Consider the following 20070-nt stretch of genomic DNA (forward strand, 5'->3'; position numbering starts at 1 on the left):
TAATTGGCACACGGATCAAGATACAAGGTAGCATTTAAAAGAAGGAATGAAGGTAAAACAAATTATGGGGCTAGAATTAAACTCATTGAATTAGATAAGGCAAGAATGGTCGTAAGAATTACTAATAATCATGTAATTGCCCAAATTATGAAAGTAGCCCCAGAAGGTGACGATACTATAATTTCAGCACATTCTAATGAACTTAAAAATAGGGGATGGCTTGGATCTACTAAAAACATTTCTGCAGCATATCTTACCGGATTTTTATGTGGTAGGAAAGCAGTAGCTGAAGGTGTAAGTGAAGCTGTTTTAGATATAGGTTTAAAATCACCGACTAAAGGTACTAAAGTCTTTGCTGCACTAAAAGGAGCAGTAGACTCTGGCCTTCACATTCCTCATGGTGAATCAGTTTTGCCTGATGATAGTAGACTAAGAGGGGAACACATAGCACAGTATGCAGAATCATTAAGCGAAGAAGAGCTTAAACAGAAATTTGGAGCGTATCTAAAAAAAGGGTTATCTCCAAAAGATCTTCCAGACCATTTCGAGAAAATCAGACAAAAACTATAAAACTAAGGAGGTATCATGATGAATTTTAACATGGAAGAATGGGAACCTAAAACTAATCTGGGACACATGGTTAAGGAAGGAACTATAACTGACATTGATGAGATATTTGAAAAAGGCCTTCCAATCATGGAACTGGAAATAGTTGATGCCCTGCTCCCGGATTTAGAAGAAGAAGTAATGGATGTAAACCTCGTGCAGAGAATGCATAAGTCAGGTAGAAAAGTCAACTTCAGAGTAATCGTCTCAGTTGGGAACAAAAATGGATATGTAGGGCTTGGACAGGGAAAAGCAAAAGAAGTAGGTCCTGCAATAAGAAAAGCTGTTGACGATGCTAAATATAATATAATTAAAGTTAGAAGGGGTTGCGGTGACTGGGGATGTGTCTGTGGGAGAGAACACACAGTACCATTTAAGGTATCAGGTAAAAGCGGAAGTGTAAGGGCTACCTTAATCCCTGCACCTGGTGGAGTAGGCCTCGCAGTAGGAGATGTGGGAAAAACAATACTCAAACTTGCTGGAATTGATGATGTATGGTCAAATACCATGGGACAGACCCAAACAACCATTAACTTTGCAAGCGCAGTCTTTGATGCCTTAAAGAATTTAAGCAAAGTTAAAGCCAGTAAATCAGACCTCAAAAATCTTGGAGTAGTATAATCAGGTGATAATATGATTGCAGCAATAAGGGTAAGAGGTAGAACAGGGATTAAAAAGGATATCTCTGATACACTGGACATGTTAAGACTTACCAGGATTAATCATGCAGTTTTAATCGAAAAAAATCCAAGTTATAAGGGAATGCTTCAAAAAGCTAAAGATTACATTACATGGGGAGAAGTTGACCAGGAAACAGTTTCAAAGCTTTTATCTAAAAGAGGAAAGATAGCAGGAAACGTAAAACTCACTGAAGATTACTTAAAGGAAAATACTGATTTTTCCTCTGTAGAAGAACTTTCCAGGGCACTGCTGGATTCTGGAGCAAAACTTGAAGACATCGGAGTGAAATTAGTATTCAGACTTCACCCTCCAAGAAAAGGATATGAAGATATCAAAAAAACATTTAAAGAATCTGGAAGCCTGGGTTACAGGGGAGAAAAAATAAGTGATCTGATTAAAAGGATGATCTAATCTGGAGGATTCATAATGATAAGAAGAACACGAAAAATAAGGAAAATGCGAGGGTCAAGAACCGTTGGTGGCGGATGTTCTAAAAAACGAAGAGGGGCTGGACACAGAGGTGGAAGAGGAAATGCAGGTCTCCACAAAAGTAAATGGACATGGACAGTCAAATATGCTCCAGAACACTTTGGAAAATACGGATTTAAAAGACCACAAAGAAGCATTTTAAAATTTAATCCAGTAAACCTTGATTATCTTGACGAAAAATCTGAAGACCTGGTTAAACAGGGATTGGCTCAAAAGAAAGATAATGCAATTGAAATAGATGTAACAGATCTCGGATACAACAAAGTACTGGGAAAAGGTAGATTAAACAGACCTTTAATTATAAAATCACCAGAATTTTCAAGCTCAGCTACCCAGAAAATAGAGGAAGCTGGCGGGGAAGTAATAATTATTTAAGTATTCAAAGAAGGAGTGAATTTTTTTGCTTGAGAAGCTACAACCAATTTTTTCCTTACTTCCACAGGTCAGGTCACCCACTTACAGGATGCCTTTTAAGGAAAAGCTTAAATGGACCGGTATAATTTTAGTACTGTATTTTGTCCTTACTCAGGTTACCCTTTATGGTTTAAGCCCTGCTGCCATTGACCAGTTTGCACAGTTAAGGGCGGTGCTTGCAGGTGAATTTGGTTCAATAATTACACTGGGTATAGGACCAATAGTTACAGCATCAATTATACTCCAGCTTTTAGTCGGAGGAAAGATCATTAAACTGGATCTTTCAAGGCATGAGGATAAGGCAACGTTTCAGGGGACTCAAAAGCTCCTTGCTATTATATTCACTCTATTTCAAGCAGTGGTGCTTGTTTTAACTGGTGCGCTTGCTGCAATACCCGGATATGAATTAATTCTCATTACTCAGATAACCATAGGTGGAATCCTTATTATCTTTCTGGATGAGGTTGTATCTAAATGGGGATTTGGAAGTGGTGTGGGACTTTTCATTGTTGCAAGTGTTGCAAGTGAAATAATTGTAGGGGCATTCAACTTTCTTGAATCTCCAGTCACTCCCGGAGTACCTGCAGGAATAGTTCCAAAATTCATATACCTTTTAACAACAGGAGCTCCTGATTTCACCATCCTCATACCGGTACTTGCAACCATCATCGTTTTCCTGATAGTTGTATATGCAGAAAGTATGCGGGTTGAAATACCTCTTTCTTATGGAGGAGTAAAAGGAGCAAGAGGAAAATATCCATTGAAGTTCATTTATGCAAGTGCCATGCCGGTAATTTTAACCAGTGCACTGCTTTTAAATGTGCAGCTATTCGCCGCATTATTCCAGAAGTTCGGATTCCCAATTCTGGGAACAATTTCACAGGGTCAGGCTATAAGTGGAATTGCATATTATCTTACAACACCAACAAGCCTCAGTATACTTCTTACAGACCCTGTAAAAGTATTAATTTACGCTGTTGTGTTTATAGCAGCAAATGTGTTGTTTGCATGGTTGTGGGTGGAAATCAGTGGAATAGGGCCAAAACAGGTTTCAAAACAGCTTCATCAGATGGGAATGCAAATTCCTGGACAGAGAAGCAGTAGAGGACACTTCGAGAGGATTTTAAAGAGATACATTCCAGCTATTACTATTCTTGGTGGTGCTTTTGTTGGTCTTTTAGCACTTGGGGCAGACTTAACAGGAGCATTAGGTGGAGGTACTGGTGTGCTGCTTACTGTGGGTATAGTGTACAGGTTATATGAAGAAATAGCTAAAGAACAGATGATGGATATGCACCCAATGCTTCGGAAGTTTTTAGGTGATTAGAGGGAGATTAAAATGAAAATGGTTGTAATTACAGGAATTCCAGGATCAGGAAGTACAACAGTATTGAATAAAGTACTTGAAAGCATTGATTATGTCAATGTAAATTATGGGGACGTGATGATTAAAATTGCAAGAGAAGAAAGTATCGTAGAAGATAGGGATTCTTTAAGAAAATTATCTCCCCAGGTACAAAAAGAAATTCAAAAAAAAGCTGCAAAAAGTATAAGAGAGATGGCAGAGGAGAGTAATATAATTGTTGACACTCACTGCACAATTAAAACACCTGCTGGTTTTCTGCCTGGACTTCCAAAATGGGTACTTGAGGAGCTTCAACCAGATATGTTCATACTCATTGAAGCAGATAATGATGAAATCTTGATGAGAAGACTCAACGATAAAACAAGAATCAGAGACATGGAAAAAATCGGTGATATTGAACTTCATCAGGAAATGAACAGAGCAACAGCAATGTCATATGCTGTACTAACAGGTGCTACTGTAAAAATCATTAAAAACCATGATAATAGGCTTGAAGAGCCTGTAGAAGAGATGTTAAATACTTTAAAATAAATTTTAAGCTAAAGAGGAAACAAAATGGTACTTGAAGCATTATGGGGAGTGTTGAATACAGCTTTAAATCCCTTTATACAGTATTTGGGTCCGATTCTTTCTATAGTTATAATAGCTATTGTGATATCACTTGTAACAAGTACAGCTCAAAAGCTCCTTGTAGATCAAGACAGGCTCATTTACCTTCAAAAGGAAATGAAAGAATTTCAGCAGGAGATGATGGAAGCTAGAAAAACAAATGATCCAAAAGCTTTAGATAGGGTTCAAAAGAAGCAAATGGAATTTATAAACCTCCAGAAAGAAATGATGACCATGTCATTTAAACCAATGATAGTTACAATGCTTCCTATACTTATAATATTCTGGTGGATATCACAAAATCCATTGTTGAACAGGGTTGTAGTTGAATTACCTGCAACTGCTTATTATATGCTTTTAATTCCATTGTGGCAAGCGCTTCCATTTTATGGGGGAGCAGTACCTGGAACTCCAGAAATGTCTATTGGATGGCTTGGATGGTACATACTGTGTTCATTTGGGTTTTCAATGCTATTTAGAAAACTGATGGGAATTAAAAGCGGTGGGGGAATGTAACTCCACAATATCTCAATTTCATGGACGTCATTAAGCGCAGAAAATATGTTTTAAAAACTTAGGAGAAATTTACATGCCTGAATTAAGATACAGATCCAGATCATACAGGAGAATATTCAAGAAAACCCCTGGAGGAAAAACTGTTTTAAGATACAAGAAGAAAAAACCGTCAAAGCACATATGTGCTGAATGTGGTAAGTTTCTTCACGGAGTTCCAAGGGGAAGACCATACCAGATAAAAAAACTTTCAAAATCTAAAAAGAGGCCAAACAGGCCATATGGTGGAAATCTCTGCTCTGAATGCACACGAAAAGTGTTTAAACAAGAGGCAAGATTGTAATGATCATAACCATCAGCGGATTAGCTGGTAGTGGTACAACTACAGCTTCCAAAATATTATCTAAAAAAATGGGGATTCCTTATATCTCTGCAGGAGATATATTCCGCCAGATGGCCGCTGAAAAAAACATGGACATACTGGAATTCAGTAAATTCGCTGAGGAAAATGAAGATACTGACATTGAGATCGACAAAAAACAATCTCAAATAGCCAGAGAACATGATGATTTGATCATTGAAGGAAGGCTTTCTGCACATTTTATAGATGCTGACCTTAAATTATGGTTTATGGCTCCATTAGACACACGTACAAACAGAATATGTCAGAGGGAAAATAAACCGTTTGAAATTGTTAAAAAAGAAATAATTGAAAGAAGCAACAGTGAATCAAAGCGATACAGGGAAATTCATAATATTGACATTGAAAATATGGAAGTTTATGACCTTATCATAAATACAGGTAGTTTCCAGGCTGAAAGTGTTGTTAGCATTATATTGAAAGTAGTAGAGGTGATTTCATGAAAGCAATAGAAGTAGGGAGAGTATGTGTTAAAATTTCAGGAAGAGAAGCTGGCGAAAAATGCGCCATAGTTGAAGTTATAGATGATAATTTTGTAGAAGTAGTTGGAACAAACATCAAAAACAGAAGATGCAATATCAAGCACTTAGAACCACTGAACAAAACTGTAGAAGTATCTGATAACCTGGAAGAAGTTAAAAAACAGCTTGAATGATTTATAGAACCTAAGGTTACTTAATGGTAGATTTACTAAAAGCTGAAGATGAAACCAATCCTGATTACGGGAGTTTTCCAGAGGAAAGGCCCATTGAAGTCCACATACATCATGGAGTTATCAACCTGGACAAGCCTTCAGGTCCAACTTCCCATGAAGTTGATTCATGGGTTAAAAGAATATTAGGCGTGGAAAAAACTGGTCATGGGGGGACCTTAGACCCCAAAGTCACTGGAGTTTTACCAGTGGGTATAGATCATGCGACCCGTGTTATTCAAATGCTTTTAGGTGCAGATAAAGAATATATATGTTTGATGAGACTGCATGAAGAAATACATGAGGAAAAAATAAGAGATATACTTCAGGAGTTTCAGGGAAAAATATTCCAGACTCCACCAATTAAATCTGCAGTTAAAAGAGAACTCAGAGTCCGAAAAATATATTACGTTGATATCCTTGAAATAGATGGCCAGGATGTCCTGTTTAAAATAGGGTGTGAAGGAGGGACCTACATAAGGAAGTACTGTCATGATGTGGGTGAAGCACTTGGAATCGGTGCTCACATGGCAGAACTTAGAAGAACCCGTTCAGGACCATTTACTGAGGATAACATGGTTACTCTTCATGATTTAACTGATGCATATCATATCTGGAAGGAAGAAGGGGATGAATCGTTCCTTAGAAACTGCATACTTCCAATGGAAGCAGCAGTTGAACACCTGCCTAAAGTTGTTATTAGAGATTCTGCTGTAGATGCAGTATGCCACGGCGCAGACCTTGCAGCAGGAGGAATAGTAAGTCTTGAAGACGGAATTAAAAAAGGAGATACTGTTGCGGTTATGACCCTCAAAGGTGAACTTGTTGCAGCAGGGGAAAGTTTAAAAACATCCAGGGAAATACTTAAGGCAAATAAAGGTATAATGATAGATATAAACAGAGTTTTTATGGGGCCGGGAACATATCCAAAGATGTGGAAGTAAAAAACTACTCTTTAAAATAACTTTTACTGGATAAACGTTCAACTTAATGCACTGTAATTACCATAAGCTTTTAAGTGTTTAAGAACATAAATTTCATGTCTATCGATCAGGTTGAAGATTCGCTGGCTAACCAAAACAAAAAAAAAAATCCTATGCCGGGATAGCCTAGCCAGGTACGGCGCAAGACTGGAAATCTTGTGGAGCTTTGCTCCTCCTGGGTTCAAATCCCAGTCCCGGCGTTCAAAACTTTCAGTTTTGGTGCCCAAATACGATGTTTGAGGAGATTAACCCTTTAAAAAGGGGGAAAAATGAGATCAAATAATTTTTCTTTAAGAAGCAGGAAATATTTTTGATCCACATATTTACTGTATTCACCCGTCCAAAAAATACTGAATACAGAAATACATGCAATTTAATTGCACAAGTTTAATTAAAATTTACGAAAGATATTTTGCTTACATGAGGTTTAGAAAAACATTACATGTTTTTTGAACCCAAAAATCAGAGATTTTGGAGGTTAAAAAATGGAAGAAGACTTTAAGCACATGATCCGTATTGCCAGAAAGGATATTAATGGTAATAAAACCATTCAAAATGCGCTTGCTGACATAAAAGGTGTTGGAAAAGCATTATCAAGAGCAATAGGAATTAATATGGGTCTTGATTTAAATCAAAAGATTGGATACTTATCTGATGATGAAGTAAACAGAATTGAAGAAGTTGTAAGGGACCTTAAATCACTTAATATTCCTGAATGGATGTTAAACCGGCGTAATGATTATGAAACCGGTGAAACAGGTCATTTAATAGAATCTGATCTTATGATGGCCTTAAGAGAAGATCTAAACAGGATGAAAAAGATCAGAAGTTACAAAGGAAGAAGACATGAAGTTGGACTTCCTGTTAGAGGTCAAAGAACAAAATCTACCTTCAGAAAAGGATCATCTGTCGGTGTTAGAAGAAGGAAAGGAAGGTAAAACTCGGAGGAATTGACATGGGACACCCAAGAAAATCAAGAAAAAAATATGATACACCCCCTCATCCATGGAATGCTGATAGAATAAAAGAAGAAAACAGGCTTCTTCAAAAATACGGTTTAAAAAACAAAAAAGAAGTATGGAAAGCTGAAACAATGGTTAAAATATACAGAAGAGATGCAAGACATCTTTTAGGTATGGTAACTGAACAGACTATTAAAGAAAGAAAGCAGCTTATAGGTCACCTTATAAAACTTGGAATTTTAGGTGAAGATGCAAAACTGGAAGATGTGCTTGATTTAACTGTTGAGGATGTATTAAGAAGAAGATTACAAACCATGGTACACAACAAAGGCCTTGCAACTACTGCAAAAGGATCAAGACAGTTTGTTATACATGGACACATAGCTTTAGATGGTAAAAAGATTGATTCACCAAGTTACCTTGTTAAAAGAGGCGAAGAAGACTTAATTGGATTCTACCAATCTTCATCACTGGAAAAGCAATACAAGGCAAGAACCGAAGGCAATAAGGCCTAAAAAAGGTGATAAAATGGCAGAAAATGAAAGATGGGGCGTAGCTAACATATATTCATCATTTAACAATACAATAATAACCATAACTGACGTGACCGGAGCAGAAACCATTTCTCAATGGTCTGGTGGAAAGGTTGTAAGGGCAGATAGGCAGGAGTCATCCCCATTTGCAGCAATGGAAGCAGCTACAAGGGCTGCAGACGATGCCAAAGAAAAAGGAATTACCGGATTACACATAAAAGTAAGAGCCCCTGGTGGAAACGGGCCAAGAACTCCAGGACCTGGTGCACAGGCTACAATCAGAGCATTGGCACGAGCAGGTATCCGAATTGGAAAAATAGAAGATGTTACTCCAGTTCCTCATGATGGTACTGGAAGACCTGGAGGTAAGCGGGGAAGAAGGGTCTAAAATGGACATACATGTTAAGGAAAAAAACGGCAACCAACTTACATTCATCATCGAGGGTGTAGACGTATCTTTTGTTAATGCAATAAGGAGAATATGTACTGTTGAAGTTCCAACAATGGCCATAGAAACTGTTTCGATATTTAAAAACGACTCAAAATTATTTGATGAAGTATTAGCTCAAAGATTAGGATTAGTACCTCTTGAAACTGATATAGATGCATTTGTACCTGCATCAGAATGTGATTGTGAAAATAATGATTGTACAAGCTGCAGCGTATCCTTAATTTTAAAAGAAAAAGGACCCAAAGTTGTCTACTCCAGAGATTTAAGTTCAACCCACGAAGCAGTGAAATCTGCATATGACACTATTCCTCTTTTAAAATTAAAAGAAGGAGAAGAAGTTGAACTTGAAGCAACAGCAAACCTTGGAACAGGACTTGAACATGCAAAATGGCAACCAACAGTCACATGTGCATATCAGTATTATCCTTTAATAACAGTTGATGAAAACTGTGAAGCATGCATGGAATGCGTTGAAGAATGTCCAAGAGACGTGATCCAGTACAATGAAGAGGAGAAAAAAATCATTATTACTGATATTGAAAAATGTTCCATGTGCAGAACATGCATGAGGATTTGCAAACAGAATACAATACACGTGGATTACTGTGAAGGTAAATACATATTTAAAATTGAAACAGACGGATCATTAGCTCCTGAAGTTGTTTTAGAGAATGCATGCGATATTTTAAATGATAAATCAGAAAGAATCATCGCATTTTGTAAGGGAGGAAGTAAGTAATGAAACTCACCAAAACAAATCCAAAATTCATAGAACTTATAGGAAATCTTAAAGAAAAATCCTACATAGAAAATGTCAAAATATGGAAAGACATCGCAAAAAGACTTGAAAGACCAAAGAGAAGGTATGCAGAAGTCAACATTTCAAAGATAAACAGATACTCATCTTCAGATGAAACCATTTTAGTTCCAGGGAAAATCCTTGGAAGCGGCAAGCTGGATCACAAAGTCAACGTGGTGGCACTGGGCTTTTCTAAAAAAGCAGAAGAAAAAATAGGTGCTGCAGGCGGTAAATGTTTAAACATTACTGAAATCCTTGATGAAAATCCGAAGGGAAGTAAAATAAGGATAATCGAGTAATTGAGAGGCTGTAATCATGATTATAGATGGAGAAGGACTCATCATGGGAAGACTTGCAAGTAAGGTAAGCAAGAAACTTCTTGATGGGGAGGAAATAGTAATATTAAATGCTGAGAAGATTTTAATCTCAGGTAATAAAGATTGGGCATATGCCCGATACAAACAGAGGCTGGATAGAGCAAGTATTTCAAACCCACGGAAAATGGGGCCAAAATATCCCCGAAGACCTGATGACATTTTTAGAAGAACTGTACGAGGAATGATACCTTACAGAAAAACATCCGGAAGAGAAGCATTTAAAGGGCTTAAAGTATTTGTGGGAATACCTAAAGAATATGAAGGTTCTGAAACCTTTAAAGTACAGGAAGCGGAACCTAAAAACATTAAAAAAAGCATGGAACTTGGAAGATTATCTAAATTATTAGGATCAAAGTTTGAGGCATAGGTAAAATGAAAAAAGTAATTCACACAAGCGGTAAAAGAAAAACTGCAATAGCAAGAGGGAGATTTAGAGAAGGAAAAGGAAGAATCAGGATAAACAAACGCCCGGTTGAGCTCTATGATCCGGAACTTGCAAGATTAAAAATTACAGAGCCACTTGTACTTGCTGGAGACATTGTAGAAAATTTAGATATTGATGTCAAAGTTGCAGGAGGCGGAGTAATGGGACAGGCTGAAGCCGCACGTATGGTAATAGCCAAAGGACTTATTCAGTGGACAGGTGATATGGACCTCAAGGAAAAGTTCACCCAGTACGATAGAACCATGCTCGTAGGAGATCCAAGAAGATCAGAACCTAAAAAGTATGGTGGAAGAGGCGCCAGAGCAAGAAGGCAGAAGAGTTACAGATAACATGATTCCTGTAAGATGTATAAGCTGTGGAAAAGTTGTCTCTGCATATTTTGATGAATTCAAGCAGAGAGTTGATGAGAGAGAAAATCCAAAGGAAGTTCTGGACGATTTAGGACTGGATAAATATTGCTGTAGAAGAATGTTGATATCTCATGTTGAGGTCTGGTAGGGGCCGTAGGGTAGCTTGGTCCATCCTCCCAGCCATTGAATGAAATATGTGATATCAAATGTTTTTTCAACTGGATCGGGGATGGTCACACCGGAACGCTGGAGACCCGAGTTCAAATCTCGGCGGCCCCATTATCCTTTAAATGATTACAAGAGGGGTGTTATGTCATCTAAAAAATTAACCAGATTTGAAAAAGCAAGGATTATTGGTGCAAGAGCGCTGCAATTATCTATGGGTGCTAAACCAATGATAGAAGTAAAAGAAGCACTTGATCCAATAGATATTGCTACATCAGAACTAAAAAAAAGTATAATTCCTCTTGATATTAGAAAATAACCATTTTTTTTAAGAGGTGTTTTTGTGGATAGTATTATTGAAGACGTCCGTGTACGAAAAATATTAGATAGCAGGGGAAACCCTACAGTAGAAGTGGATGTTGTAACATGGAACGGTTTTGGAAGAGCAGCTGCACCAAGCGGTGCAAGTACAGGAGTACGTGAAGTTACAGCATTTCCAGAAGGCGGTGTTGATAAAATAATAAGCGAAGTTGAAGATATAATATCATCAGAGCTTATTGGCATGGATGCTGAAGATTTAAATGATATAGACATGGTTTTAAAGGAAATAGACGGTACCGAAAATCTTTCATCTATTGGTGGTAACACTGTCGTTGCAGTTTCCATGGCAGCTGCAAAGGCAGCAGCTGCATCATACAACATGCCACTTTACAGGTTCCTCGGCGGAAGCATGAAAAATGAAATTCCATATCCATTAGGAAACATGATTAACGGAGGAGCACACGCTGGAGAGAACGCTCCTGACATTCAGGAGTTTTTAGTCCTACCAGTAGGAGCTTCCAATATCACTGAAGCAGTCTTTGCTAATTCAAGTGTCCACAAAAAGGTCGGAGAACTCATAAAAACAAAAGACAGCACTTTCACAGGCGGAAAAGGAGATGAAGGTGGATGGGCACCTAATTTAACAAACCTTGAGGCACTGGAAATTCAGGTAAATGCATGTGAAGAAGTAGGCAATGAACTTGGTATTGAAATAAGGCCATGTCTGGATATGGCTGCAAGTGAAATGTGGAACGGCTCTAAATATGTTTATAAAAGAGAAGGCATTGAAAGGGACACTGGTGAACAGATAGATTTTGTTGAAGAAATTATTGATACCTACAGGATGTTCTATGTGGAAGATCCTATTCAGGAAGGTGATTTTGCAAGCTTTGCAGAACTAACAAGGAAAGTGGGCAAGAGATGCCTTATCTGTGGCGATGATCTATTCGTAACAAACGCAAAAATCCTTCAAGAAGGAATTAACATAGGCGCTGCAAATTCAATTATCATAAAACCAAACCAGATAGGAACACTTTCTGACACTTACGAAACTCTAAAACTTGCAAAAGCTAATGGATTCATACCAGTTGTTTCCCATAGATCTGGGGAATCAACAGATGATACAATAGCACACTTATCAGTAGCTTTTTCAAGCCCAATCATCAAAACAGGTGCACTTGGTGGAGAGAGAATTGCAAAGCTAAACGAACTTATCAGAATTGAAGAAGAAATGGTAAATCCAAAAATGGGAGTGATACAATGGTTAAAATAACAATCGACTATGAAAAATGCGAAGGAGCAGACTGTGCTGAATGCGTTGATGTTTGCCCTAATGAGGCAATAGAGGTTGAGGGTGATTAATTGTCAGAACTTTTAATTTCACTTGACAAGTACCTGGCAGCAGGTTTACACATTGGAACCGGGCAGAAAACCAAGGATATGGAACGATACATATACAGAGTAAGGGCAGATGGATTATATGTACTGGATGTTAAAAAAACGAATGACAGGATTCAATCAGCAGCAAATTTCCTTGCAAAATACGATCCTGATGATATACTTGTAGTATCAACAAGACAGTATGGACAGGCACCAGTTAAGAAATTCGGAAGGGTTACTGGAGCAAAAACCATCCCTGGAAGATTCATACCTGGAACATTAACCAACCCTAACTACGCTAAATTCATAGAACCTAAAGTATTGGTAGTTACAGACCCAAGATCTGATTCTCAGGCTATACTTGAAGCAAAACAGATAGGGATACCTGTTGTTGCACTCTGTGACACAGAAAACCTGCTTGGAAACGTGGATATAGTGGTACCTGTAAACAACAAAGGTAGAAAAGCAATAGCACTGGTATACTGGTTACTTGCAAGACAGATCTTAAGGGAAAAGAGAGTACTTAAAGAAGACGAAGATCTGGATATGCTGCCATCAGAGTTTGAATTAAAAATTTAGGCAGTGATTTTATGATAAGAAAACCTGCAGTTGCAGGAATTTTTTACAAATCAAATCCTGATTCTTTAAAAAAACAGATAGAGTGGTGTTTTAAACACCCGCTTGGTCCTGGAAAAATCCCTGAAATGGGAAGTAAAAGGGAAATTAAAGGAGCAATGGCTCCTCATGCAGGTTATGCATACTCTGGACCAGTTGCTGCACATTCCTATAGCAGGATTGTAGAGGATGGTTTTCCAGACACATTTGTTATAGTTGCTCCTAGTCATACAGGACTTGGATCCTCAGTTTCCACCATGATTCAGGGAGAATGGGAAACCCCATTTGGAAATGTTAAGATCGATGAACAGTTTGCAGAAAAATTGGTGAAAGACACATTGATCATTGACGTGGATGAGTCAGCCCATGTTCAAGAACACAGCCTGGAAGTCCATCTGCCCTTTTTACAGTATTTCAGCAAGGATTTCAAAATAGTTCCAGTTAGCATGTGGATGCAGGATATGGAAACTTCAACTGAAATAGGTAAATCCATTAAAAAAACTGCAGAGACACTTGGAAGGGATATGGTGGTCATTGCAAGTTCAGATATGACCCATTACAAGCCGCAGAGTATTGCAAAGAGGGACGATGCTCAGGTAATTGAAGCAATAAAAATAATGGATGAAAAATTAATGATAAAAAGAATTATGGATTTAAATGTTACAATGTGTGGATATGGCCCAGTAACAGCAGCGATGATTGCGTCAAAAGAACTTGGAGCAGAGAATGCAGAAATACTTAAATACGCAACAAGCGGGGATATAACTGGAGACATGAGTGCTGTTGTGGGCTATGCTTCCGCAGTATTCTGGTGAATTCAATGCAAGTAACAGCATCTGCACCAGGTAAGGCAATTCTTTTTGGAGAACACGCTGTAGTTTATGGTAAACCAGCCATTGCAATGGCTCTAAATAAAAGAGCTCAGGTGAAAGTTACAGAGCGCCTGGACAACAAAATACAGGTTAATATTAGAGATTTGGGAATAAAAGGATACATAAATTTAGGAGAAAACACTGTAACTTCAAATTCACCCAAAAAAGGGATTTTAAAGTATGTTTTAAATTCAGTTAAAAGTGTGCATCAAGGATCAGGATTAGATATATGTATTGACGTTAATGTACCCATTGGGGGAGGTTTAGGCTCATCAGCAGCAGTGACAGTGGCGCTAATAGCTGCTGTTTCTAAGTTCAATAACATTGATTTAAAAAAAAAAGAAATAGCCAGACTTGCACACAAAGTTGAATTAGAGGTTCAAAACTATGCAAGTCCATTAGATACAAGCATAAGCACCTACGGCGGACTTATTTATCTAAAGAATGCTAAAAAAATCATTTCTTTAGATATCAATCATAATATTCCGCTTGTAATAGGGTCCACTAATCAAAGAGGGGATACAGGAAAACTTATAGAAGCAGTTAAAATCAGGAAAGAATCCTATCCTGAAATTATAAATCCAGTAATAGATTCCATTGAATCCTTAACCATTGAAGCTAAAGAAGCAATTCTTAATAATGATAAAAAAAGAATTGGAGAACTTATGAACATAAACCACGGCCTTCTGGATGCTCTTGGAGTTAATACACTGGAGCTATCAAATATGGTTTACACTGCAAGAGTTGCAGGAGCATCAGGATCTAAAATTACAGGCGCTGGTGGTGGAGGTAGTATTATATCTTTTTGCCCTGGAACTGAAAGAGCAGTACTAAAAAAAATAGAAAATGCGTTTAAAGCAGATATTTCAAAAGACGGTGTTAAGGCATTTAAAAGAGGTTAGGTAATTGATTATACTGAAACTTGGAGGAAGTGTAATTACCAGAAAGGAGGCTAAGGAGCCTACTATTGATCATGATAATTTAGACAGGATTGCAGAAGAAATTGGAAGTTCATCATTTGATAAACTTATAATCATTCATGGTGCAGGTTCATTCGGGCACCCCTTTGCCAGAAAATATTCTATTGGAAGTTCCATAAAAAATGAAGAGGATTTAAATCGTAAAAAACTTGGATTCTCTATCACACAAAACTGGGTTCGAAAGTTAAACACCATAGTATGTGAAAGTTTAAGGGAAAATGGAGTATTAACAGTATCAATACAGCCATCATCATTTATTATAACCAAAAATAAGCGAATTTATTCATGTGATCTCACTTTAATTAAGAAATATCTGGATCTTGGTTTTGTTCCGGTTATATACGGCGATGTAGTTTTTGATCTGGATGAATCCATTAAAATGTGCGTTCTATCAGGAGATCAAATAATTCAGTACCTTGGAGAAAATTTAAAGCCTCAAAGAGTTATTCTTGGCTCTGATGTAGATGGAGTATATACTAAAAATCCTAAAAAATACCCTGATGCAGAATTAATAGAAACAGTTGCATCCTGTGAAAACCTATCTGCAGAAGGTTCTTTAAATGTGGATGTAACTGGTGGAATGAAGGGGAAACTACAGGAATTACTATATCTATCCGAAATAGGGGTGGAATCCGAGATTTTAAATGCAGGCCGAAGCGGTTTTATAAAAAAGGCTCTTGATGGTCAAAAAGGTATAGGGACCATAGTTAAAAAGAAAATGAGAGTATAATATGACTTCAGAGAGAAAATTGGAGCATTTATTACCCAAAAGTTTTGATCAACCTTTTTCTAAAAGGTTGACTTTAGATAGAAAATTGGAGCATCTATTACTATGTGCTAACTGTGATGTTGAGTACAGAAAAAAGAGCACTGGATTTGAGGATATAGAACTCATCCACAGAGCTCTTCCTGAAGTAAACAAAGAAGAAATTGATACCGGTGTAGAATTATTTGGAAAGAAAATGGATATCCCCTTAATAATATCTGCAATAACTGGAGGTCACCCCAGAGCTTTTAATATTAACAGGGAGCTTGCAAAGGCAGCAGATAAAATGAATATTGGGATGGGTGTTGGAAGTCAGCGTGCGGCAGTAGAAAATCCTGCGCTTATATCCACATATTCAGTGGTAAGGGAAAATGCACCTGATGCACTGGTAATAGGTAATATTGGAGCTCCTCAAATAGAATTTGCAGAGGATGCAGCAAGTATGATAGGGGCTGATGCGCTTGCAATTCATCTTAATACTCTTCAGGAGGCTATTCAACCTGAAGGAGATATAGATGCAAGGGGATACATCCAATCAATACAAAAAGCAGCAGAAATTATTGACATGCCCATAATTGCTAAAGAAACAGGTGCCGGAATTTCAAGAGAAGATGCTCTATCACTTGAAAAAGCAGGAGTCTCAGCTATTGATGTTGCTGGTTCTGGAGGTACAAGCTGGGCAGCAGTTGAAGCATACAGAGCTAAAGACAGCTACATGGGTAACCTTTACTGGGATTGGGGAATACCAACAGCAGTAAGCACAGTTGAAGTCTGTGAAGCAGTAAAAATTCCAGTCATATCCTCTGGGGGCATACGAAGTGGCCTTGAAGCTGCTAAAGCACTATCTTTAGGTGCTGAAGCTGTTGGAATAGCATTACCCTTACTTAAAGATGCATATGTAGGACATTATGCTGTAATTAAAAGAATTGAACAGTTTAAAGAATCCCTTAAAGTGGCCATGTTCCTTGCTGGTGCATCCAACATAAAAGAGCTTAAAAAGACAAATCTTTTAATTAGAGGTAAAACCAGGGAATGGCTCACTGAAAGAGGATGTGATACTAAAAAATACGCTCAAAGAGCACTTATTTAAATAAATCACAGTTAAACAGAAAAGCAATGTAACATCCAATCTCTAAATATTATAAAATGATTTAACGCAAACACAGGAGGTTTTTCAATGAGCGTTGAAGTAATAGCAATAGGCGGGTATGAAGAAGTAGGAAAGAACATGTCCGCGGTTAAAATTGGTGATGACGTGGTCATCTTTGACATGGGGATTCATCTTGATAGAATTCACATTCATGAAGATACAGATATAGCAAGGATGCACAGCCTTGATTTAATCGAAAGAGGAGTTATACCTGATGATACACTAATGAAAGAGGTAGATGGTAAAGTACGGGCTATAGTATTCACTCACGGCCACCTGGACCATATAGGGGCTGTAGCCAAGCTTGCACACAGGTACGAGGCACCTATAATAGCCACACCTTACACCTTAGCACTAATAGAAAAGACAATTAAAGGAGAGAAGAAATTCAGCGTAACAAACCCACTCCAGGTGCTTAATACTGGTGAAAAATGTCAGATATCTCCAGATATCACACTTGAATTTATTAACATGACTCATAGTATTCCTCAAACTGCAATAGCAGCCTTACATACATCTGAAGGGATAATAGTCTATGCCAATGATTTTAAATTTGACAATTATCAGATGATTTCAAAGCCACCAAACTACAGCAGGCTGAAAGAACTGGGTAGAAAAGGAGTATTGGCACTTATTGTAGAGACAACAAGAGTTGGAGAAGATGGAGAAGTTAAAACGCACTCTGAAAAGATTGCAAGAATCATGTTAAAGGATATAATGCTTGACCCGCTTGATGAGAAGAATGGAATGCTGGTTACAACTTTTTCATCCCATATTGAACGTATTCAGGCTATATGTAACATATCTGAGCAAAGTAACAGAAATTTAATGCTTCTTGGAAGATCAATGGAACGTTACTGTGGAATAGCTGAAACTATGGGAATTTTAAAGCTTCCAGCAACTGCAAGCATATACGGGAGCCCAAAAGCAGTTAACAGAGCGCTTGCAAGGGCAGAAGAGAACAGATCAGAATATCTTTTAGTTACAACTGGACATCAGGGGGAACCAGATGCTCTCCTACCCCGTATAGCTGGCGGAAAAACCCAGTTCAATGTAAGAAATGGGGATAATGTTGTAATATCGGCGCCAATAATACCAAACCCCATGAACATTGCAAACAGAAACTTACTTGAGAGAAGACTTAAATCTCAGGGCGCCAGAATATTTACCAATGCACATGTTTCAGGGCATGCTGGGCGTGAAGATCATAGAGATTTTTTAAGAATGCTAAATCCAGTGCATATCATTCCAGCACATGGAGATCTGGAGATGCTTGCAGCATACACTGAACTTGCAGAAGAAGAAGGGTATAAAATGGGAAACAACATTCATATACTAAGAAACGGGCAGGCGCAGGTATTTGATGGGGGGATTTGATGGGTGTAATGGACATGATGAAAAAATATTCTGAAAGCATAGATAACGAAATTGAAGCGTCATTGAGCACTATTGACCCTTCTGCACTTCGTGAAGCATCAGATCATCTTATTAAAGCTGGAGGAAAGAAACTCCGCCCTGTGCTTGTGATTTTAAGTTCAGAGTCAGTAGGGGGGAGAACTCAAGACGCCCTGAAAACTGCAGCGTCCATGGAACTCATCCACACCTTCTCTCTTATACACGATGATATAATGGACAAGGACAAAATGAGAAGGGGAAAACCCTCTGTCCACATGCTCTGGGGAGAACCCATGGCAATTTTAGCAGGAGATACTCTGTTTTCCAAGGCATTTGAAACAGTACTGGAAACAGATGCAGAAGTTGATCCTGAAAGAGTAATAGAGGCTTTAAAGACAGTTGTGGATTCATGCATTAAAATATGTGAGGGTCAGGCACTGGATATAAGTTTTGAAGGTAAATTGGATGTTAAAGAAGACGAATATTTAACAATGATCTACAAAAAGACCGCCGCACTTATATCTGCTGCAACGAAAGCAGGAGCAATACTTGGTGGTGGAACAGAAGAACAGATAGAAGCACTTTCTGAATATGGACGTTTAATTGGACTTGCATTCCAGATCCAGGATGATTATCTCGATGTTATAGGTGATGAAGATGATATTGGAAAACCGGTTGGAAGTGACATAGTAGAGGGTAAAATGACTCTTATAGTTGTCCATGCACTTGCAAATGCATCAAAAGAAGATAAAAAAAAGCTTATCTCAATACTGAAATCTAATAATGAAGATATGGTGGATGATGCAATTTCCATATTTAAGAGATACAGATCAATAGAATACGTCCGAAATATTGCACTTCAAAATGTTAAGACTGCAAAAAAGCTCTTAGATGTTTTGGAAGATTCTGACGCTAAAAAATCCCTGGAACTAATTGCAGATTTTGTTCTTGAAAGAACACACTGATTAAGTGGTAATATGGAGAGTTTAAAGGACATTGCATATAAATATGCACTTCAAAATGCGGTTAAACATAAAGGAACAGCTCAAAATGGCGCAGTTATAGGCATGATTATGAGTTCTCACCCAGAATTTCGAAAAGAAGCATCTGAAGTTTCAAAAACTGTAAGAGAAGTTATAACAAAAATCAATACCATGAACAGTGATGAACAACTTAAAGAGCTTGAGAAACTTGGAGGCATGGTGGTGGAGGAAAAAAAAGTTGCTCCCAAAGGACTTGCTGATTTACCTGAAGTTAAAGGAGAAGTTGTTTTAAGGTTTGCTCCAAATCCAAGCGGTCCACTCCATATAGGACATGCAAGAGCTGCAATTTTAAATAATGAATATCTTAAAAAATACGGTGGTAAACTGGTGCTTCGTATGGAGGATACAGACCCAAGAAGGGTGTATCCTGATGCTTATAAAATGATAGAAGAAGATCTGGCCTGGATGGATATTAAGATAGATGAAAAAGTCATACAAAGCGATAGGATTCCTATTTATTATGAATATGCTCGAAAACTCATTAAGCTTGGTGGGGCGTACATGTGCACCTGTGAAGGTGGGGAATTTAAAAATTTAAAGGACCAGTCAAAGGCATGTCCCTGTAGAGATAGGGGTATTAAAGAAAATCTCAGACTATGGAAAGAAATGGACAGGATGAGTGAAGGAGATGCAGTACTTCGAGTTAAAACAGATATAGAACATAAAAATCCTGCAATAAGAGATTTTCCTGCA

29 protein-coding genes, 2 tRNA genes and 1 pseudogene are annotated in these 20070 nt (G+C 37.9%); all 32 read left to right on the forward strand.

Translation table 11 applies throughout. The features are described from left to right. Positions 1 to 3: 3 nt before the first annotated feature. The gene (locus PQ963_05130; GenBank protein MEN4029050.1) at positions 4 to 570 is read left to right on the forward strand and encodes a 50S ribosomal protein L18; all 567 of its coding nucleotides are present in this window, start codon (positions 4 to 6) and stop codon (positions 568 to 570) included. An 18-nt stretch (positions 571 to 588) separates the two neighbouring features. After that, entirely contained in the window at positions 589 to 1227 is a 639-nt protein-coding gene (gene rpsE, locus PQ963_05135; GenBank protein MEN4029051.1) for a 30S ribosomal protein S5, read from the forward strand. A 12-nt stretch (positions 1228 to 1239) separates the two neighbouring features. Beyond that, complete coding sequence (locus PQ963_05140) at positions 1240 to 1698, forward strand: 50S ribosomal protein L30 (GenBank protein MEN4029052.1); 459 nt, start codon at positions 1240 to 1242, stop codon at positions 1696 to 1698. Between the two features lie 15 nt (positions 1699 to 1713). Further along, positions 1714 to 2151 (forward strand): uL15 family ribosomal protein, encoded by a 438-nt coding sequence (locus PQ963_05145; protein MEN4029053.1) that lies wholly within the window; start codon positions 1714 to 1716, stop codon positions 2149 to 2151. 19 nt (positions 2152 to 2170) lie between these two features. Next, positions 2171 to 3517: a preprotein translocase subunit SecY gene (secY, locus tag PQ963_05150; protein ID MEN4029054.1), complete on the forward strand. Its 1347-nt coding sequence runs from the start codon at positions 2171 to 2173 to the stop codon at positions 3515 to 3517. Positions 3518 to 3529: 12 nt separating this feature from the next. Then, positions 3530 to 4087 (forward strand): adenylate kinase, encoded by a 558-nt coding sequence (locus tag PQ963_05155; GenBank protein ID MEN4029055.1) that lies wholly within the window; start codon positions 3530 to 3532, stop codon positions 4085 to 4087. A 24-nt stretch (positions 4088 to 4111) separates the two neighbouring features. Beyond that, positions 4112 to 4681 (forward strand): EMC3/TMCO1 family protein, encoded by a 570-nt coding sequence (locus tag PQ963_05160; protein ID MEN4029056.1) that lies wholly within the window; start codon positions 4112 to 4114, stop codon positions 4679 to 4681. Positions 4682 to 4754: 73 nt separating this feature from the next. Continuing rightward, on the forward strand, positions 4755 to 5021 hold the full coding sequence (locus PQ963_05165; protein ID MEN4029057.1) for a 50S ribosomal protein L34e: 267 nt from the start codon (positions 4755 to 4757) through the stop codon (positions 5019 to 5021). Next, positions 5021 to 5542, forward strand: coding sequence for an AAA family ATPase (locus PQ963_05170; GenBank protein ID MEN4029058.1), 522 nt, complete (start codon positions 5021 to 5023; stop codon positions 5540 to 5542). The genes PQ963_05165 and PQ963_05170 overlap by 1 nt, the downstream gene beginning before the upstream one ends. Next, positions 5539 to 5754, forward strand: a complete 216-nt coding sequence (locus tag PQ963_05175; GenBank protein ID MEN4029059.1) for a 50S ribosomal protein L14e — start codon at positions 5539 to 5541, stop codon at positions 5752 to 5754. The genes PQ963_05170 and PQ963_05175 overlap by 4 nt, the downstream gene beginning before the upstream one ends. 23 nt (positions 5755 to 5777) lie before the next feature. After that, positions 5778 to 6734: an RNA-guided pseudouridylation complex pseudouridine synthase subunit Cbf5 gene (locus PQ963_05180; protein ID MEN4029060.1), complete on the forward strand. Its 957-nt coding sequence runs from the start codon at positions 5778 to 5780 to the stop codon at positions 6732 to 6734. Positions 6735 to 6888: 154 nt separating this feature from the next. After that, positions 6889 to 6973 (forward strand) — tRNA-Ser (locus tag PQ963_05185). 285 nt (positions 6974 to 7258) lie between these two features. Continuing rightward, complete coding sequence (locus PQ963_05190) at positions 7259 to 7711, forward strand: 30S ribosomal protein S13 (protein MEN4029061.1); 453 nt, start codon at positions 7259 to 7261, stop codon at positions 7709 to 7711. A gap of 17 nt (positions 7712 to 7728) precedes the next feature. Then, the gene (locus PQ963_05195) at positions 7729 to 8250 is read left to right on the forward strand and encodes a 30S ribosomal protein S4 (GenBank protein ID MEN4029062.1); all 522 of its coding nucleotides are present in this window, start codon (positions 7729 to 7731) and stop codon (positions 8248 to 8250) included. A gap of 13 nt (positions 8251 to 8263) precedes the next feature. Continuing rightward, positions 8264 to 8656, forward strand: a complete 393-nt coding sequence (locus PQ963_05200; protein MEN4029063.1) for a 30S ribosomal protein S11 — start codon at positions 8264 to 8266, stop codon at positions 8654 to 8656. A gap of 1 nt (position 8657) precedes the next feature. Next, positions 8658 to 9458, forward strand: a complete 801-nt coding sequence (locus PQ963_05205) for a DNA-directed RNA polymerase subunit D (protein MEN4029064.1) — start codon at positions 8658 to 8660, stop codon at positions 9456 to 9458. Then, a complete protein-coding gene (locus tag PQ963_05210) occupies positions 9458 to 9817 on the forward strand; it encodes a 50S ribosomal protein L18e (GenBank protein ID MEN4029065.1) in 360 nt (119 codons plus the stop codon). The genes PQ963_05205 and PQ963_05210 overlap by 1 nt, the downstream gene beginning before the upstream one ends. Before the next feature lie 16 nt (positions 9818 to 9833). Continuing rightward, positions 9834 to 10262 carry a 50S ribosomal protein L13 gene (locus tag PQ963_05215; GenBank protein ID MEN4029066.1) on the forward strand — a complete coding sequence of 143 codons (429 nt, stop codon included), beginning with the start codon at positions 9834 to 9836 and terminating at the stop codon, positions 10260 to 10262. Between the two features lie 5 nt (positions 10263 to 10267). Further along, the gene (locus PQ963_05220; protein ID MEN4029067.1) at positions 10268 to 10669 is read left to right on the forward strand and encodes a 30S ribosomal protein S9; all 402 of its coding nucleotides are present in this window, start codon (positions 10268 to 10270) and stop codon (positions 10667 to 10669) included. A 1-nt stretch (position 10670) separates the two neighbouring features. Continuing rightward, complete coding sequence (locus PQ963_05225) at positions 10671 to 10838, forward strand: DNA-directed RNA polymerase subunit N (GenBank protein MEN4029068.1); 168 nt, start codon at positions 10671 to 10673, stop codon at positions 10836 to 10838. Continuing rightward, positions 10838 to 10969, forward strand: a tRNA-Pro gene (locus PQ963_05230). The genes PQ963_05225 and PQ963_05230 overlap by 1 nt, the downstream gene beginning before the upstream one ends. Positions 10970 to 11000: 31 nt before the next feature. Next, positions 11001 to 11174, forward strand: a complete 174-nt coding sequence (locus PQ963_05235; protein MEN4029069.1) for a DNA-directed RNA polymerase subunit K — start codon at positions 11001 to 11003, stop codon at positions 11172 to 11174. 24 nt (positions 11175 to 11198) lie between these two features. Further along, positions 11199 to 12449, forward strand: coding sequence for a phosphopyruvate hydratase (eno, locus tag PQ963_05240; protein ID MEN4029070.1), 1251 nt, complete (start codon positions 11199 to 11201; stop codon positions 12447 to 12449). After that, positions 12437 to 12535, forward strand: a pseudogene (locus PQ963_05245) (ferredoxin). The gene eno and the pseudogene PQ963_05245 overlap by 13 nt, the downstream one beginning before the upstream one ends. Before the next feature lie 3 nt (positions 12536 to 12538). Beyond that, entirely contained in the window at positions 12539 to 13135 is a 597-nt protein-coding gene (gene rpsB, locus PQ963_05250) for a 30S ribosomal protein S2 (protein MEN4029071.1), read from the forward strand. Positions 13136 to 13146: 11 nt separating this feature from the next. Next, the gene (amrB, locus tag PQ963_05255; GenBank protein MEN4029072.1) at positions 13147 to 13986 is read left to right on the forward strand and encodes an AmmeMemoRadiSam system protein B; all 840 of its coding nucleotides are present in this window, start codon (positions 13147 to 13149) and stop codon (positions 13984 to 13986) included. A gap of 5 nt (positions 13987 to 13991) precedes the next feature. Then, positions 13992 to 14945 (forward strand): mevalonate kinase, encoded by a 954-nt coding sequence (mvk, locus tag PQ963_05260; protein MEN4029073.1) that lies wholly within the window; start codon positions 13992 to 13994, stop codon positions 14943 to 14945. Positions 14946 to 14949: 4 nt separating this feature from the next. Beyond that, positions 14950 to 15753 (forward strand): isopentenyl phosphate kinase, encoded by an 804-nt coding sequence (locus PQ963_05265; GenBank protein MEN4029074.1) that lies wholly within the window; start codon positions 14950 to 14952, stop codon positions 15751 to 15753. A gap of 67 nt (positions 15754 to 15820) precedes the next feature. Beyond that, positions 15821 to 16879, forward strand: a complete 1059-nt coding sequence (gene fni / locus PQ963_05270) for a type 2 isopentenyl-diphosphate Delta-isomerase (GenBank protein ID MEN4029075.1) — start codon at positions 15821 to 15823, stop codon at positions 16877 to 16879. 87 nt (positions 16880 to 16966) lie between these two features. Continuing rightward, positions 16967 to 18316 (forward strand): RNase J family beta-CASP ribonuclease, encoded by a 1350-nt coding sequence (locus tag PQ963_05275; protein MEN4029076.1) that lies wholly within the window; start codon positions 16967 to 16969, stop codon positions 18314 to 18316. After that, positions 18316 to 19299 carry a short chain isoprenyl diphosphate synthase IdsA gene (gene idsA, locus PQ963_05280; protein MEN4029077.1) on the forward strand — a complete coding sequence of 328 codons (984 nt, stop codon included), beginning with the start codon at positions 18316 to 18318 and terminating at the stop codon, positions 19297 to 19299. Before PQ963_05275 ends, idsA begins: the two co-directional genes overlap by 1 nt. A 12-nt stretch (positions 19300 to 19311) precedes the next feature. Continuing rightward, positions 19312 to 20070: glutamate--tRNA ligase family protein (locus tag PQ963_05285; GenBank protein ID MEN4029078.1), on the forward strand; the 759-nt coding region annotated here is incomplete at its 3' end.

Origin of the sequence: Methanobacterium sp. (genome assembly GCA_039666455.1) — an archaeon.
In the GTDB taxonomy this organism is placed as follows: Archaea; Methanobacteriota; Methanobacteria; order Methanobacteriales; family Methanobacteriaceae; genus Methanobacterium_D.

Coding starts and splice junctions, on each gene's coding strand:
- PQ963_05235 (MEN4029069.1), top strand. CDS start 11,001: ATGTCATCTAAAAAATTAACCAGATTTGAAAAAGCAAGGATTATTGGT.
- PQ963_05220 (MEN4029067.1), top strand. CDS start 10,268: ATGAAAAAAGTAATTCACACAAGCGGTAAAAGAAAAACTGCAATAGCA.
- PQ963_05275 (MEN4029076.1), top strand. CDS start 16,967: ATGAGCGTTGAAGTAATAGCAATAGGCGGGTATGAAGAAGTAGGAAAG.
- PQ963_05180 (MEN4029060.1), top strand. CDS start 5,778: ATGGTAGATTTACTAAAAGCTGAAGATGAAACCAATCCTGATTACGGG.
- PQ963_05195 (MEN4029062.1), top strand. CDS start 7,729: ATGGGACACCCAAGAAAATCAAGAAAAAAATATGATACACCCCCTCAT.
- PQ963_05200 (MEN4029063.1), top strand. CDS start 8,264: ATGGCAGAAAATGAAAGATGGGGCGTAGCTAACATATATTCATCATTT.
- PQ963_05165 (MEN4029057.1), top strand. CDS start 4,755: ATGCCTGAATTAAGATACAGATCCAGATCATACAGGAGAATATTCAAG.
- PQ963_05190 (MEN4029061.1), top strand. CDS start 7,259: ATGGAAGAAGACTTTAAGCACATGATCCGTATTGCCAGAAAGGATATT.
- PQ963_05205 (MEN4029064.1), top strand. CDS start 8,658: ATGGACATACATGTTAAGGAAAAAAACGGCAACCAACTTACATTCATC.
- PQ963_05225 (MEN4029068.1), top strand. CDS start 10,671: ATGATTCCTGTAAGATGTATAAGCTGTGGAAAAGTTGTCTCTGCATAT.
- PQ963_05210 (MEN4029065.1), top strand. CDS start 9,458: ATGAAACTCACCAAAACAAATCCAAAATTCATAGAACTTATAGGAAAT.
- mvk (MEN4029073.1), top strand. CDS start 13,992: ATGCAAGTAACAGCATCTGCACCAGGTAAGGCAATTCTTTTTGGAGAA.
- amrB (MEN4029072.1), top strand. CDS start 13,147: ATGATAAGAAAACCTGCAGTTGCAGGAATTTTTTACAAATCAAATCCT.
- idsA (MEN4029077.1), top strand. CDS start 18,316: ATGGGTGTAATGGACATGATGAAAAAATATTCTGAAAGCATAGATAAC.
- PQ963_05155 (MEN4029055.1), top strand. CDS start 3,530: ATGAAAATGGTTGTAATTACAGGAATTCCAGGATCAGGAAGTACAACA.
- PQ963_05160 (MEN4029056.1), top strand. CDS start 4,112: ATGGTACTTGAAGCATTATGGGGAGTGTTGAATACAGCTTTAAATCCC.
- PQ963_05140 (MEN4029052.1), top strand. CDS start 1,240: ATGATTGCAGCAATAAGGGTAAGAGGTAGAACAGGGATTAAAAAGGAT.
- PQ963_05215 (MEN4029066.1), top strand. CDS start 9,834: ATGATTATAGATGGAGAAGGACTCATCATGGGAAGACTTGCAAGTAAG.
- PQ963_05145 (MEN4029053.1), top strand. CDS start 1,714: ATGATAAGAAGAACACGAAAAATAAGGAAAATGCGAGGGTCAAGAACC.
- PQ963_05175 (MEN4029059.1), top strand. CDS start 5,539: ATGAAAGCAATAGAAGTAGGGAGAGTATGTGTTAAAATTTCAGGAAGA.
- PQ963_05170 (MEN4029058.1), top strand. CDS start 5,021: ATGATCATAACCATCAGCGGATTAGCTGGTAGTGGTACAACTACAGCT.
- rpsE (MEN4029051.1), top strand. CDS start 589: ATGAATTTTAACATGGAAGAATGGGAACCTAAAACTAATCTGGGACAC.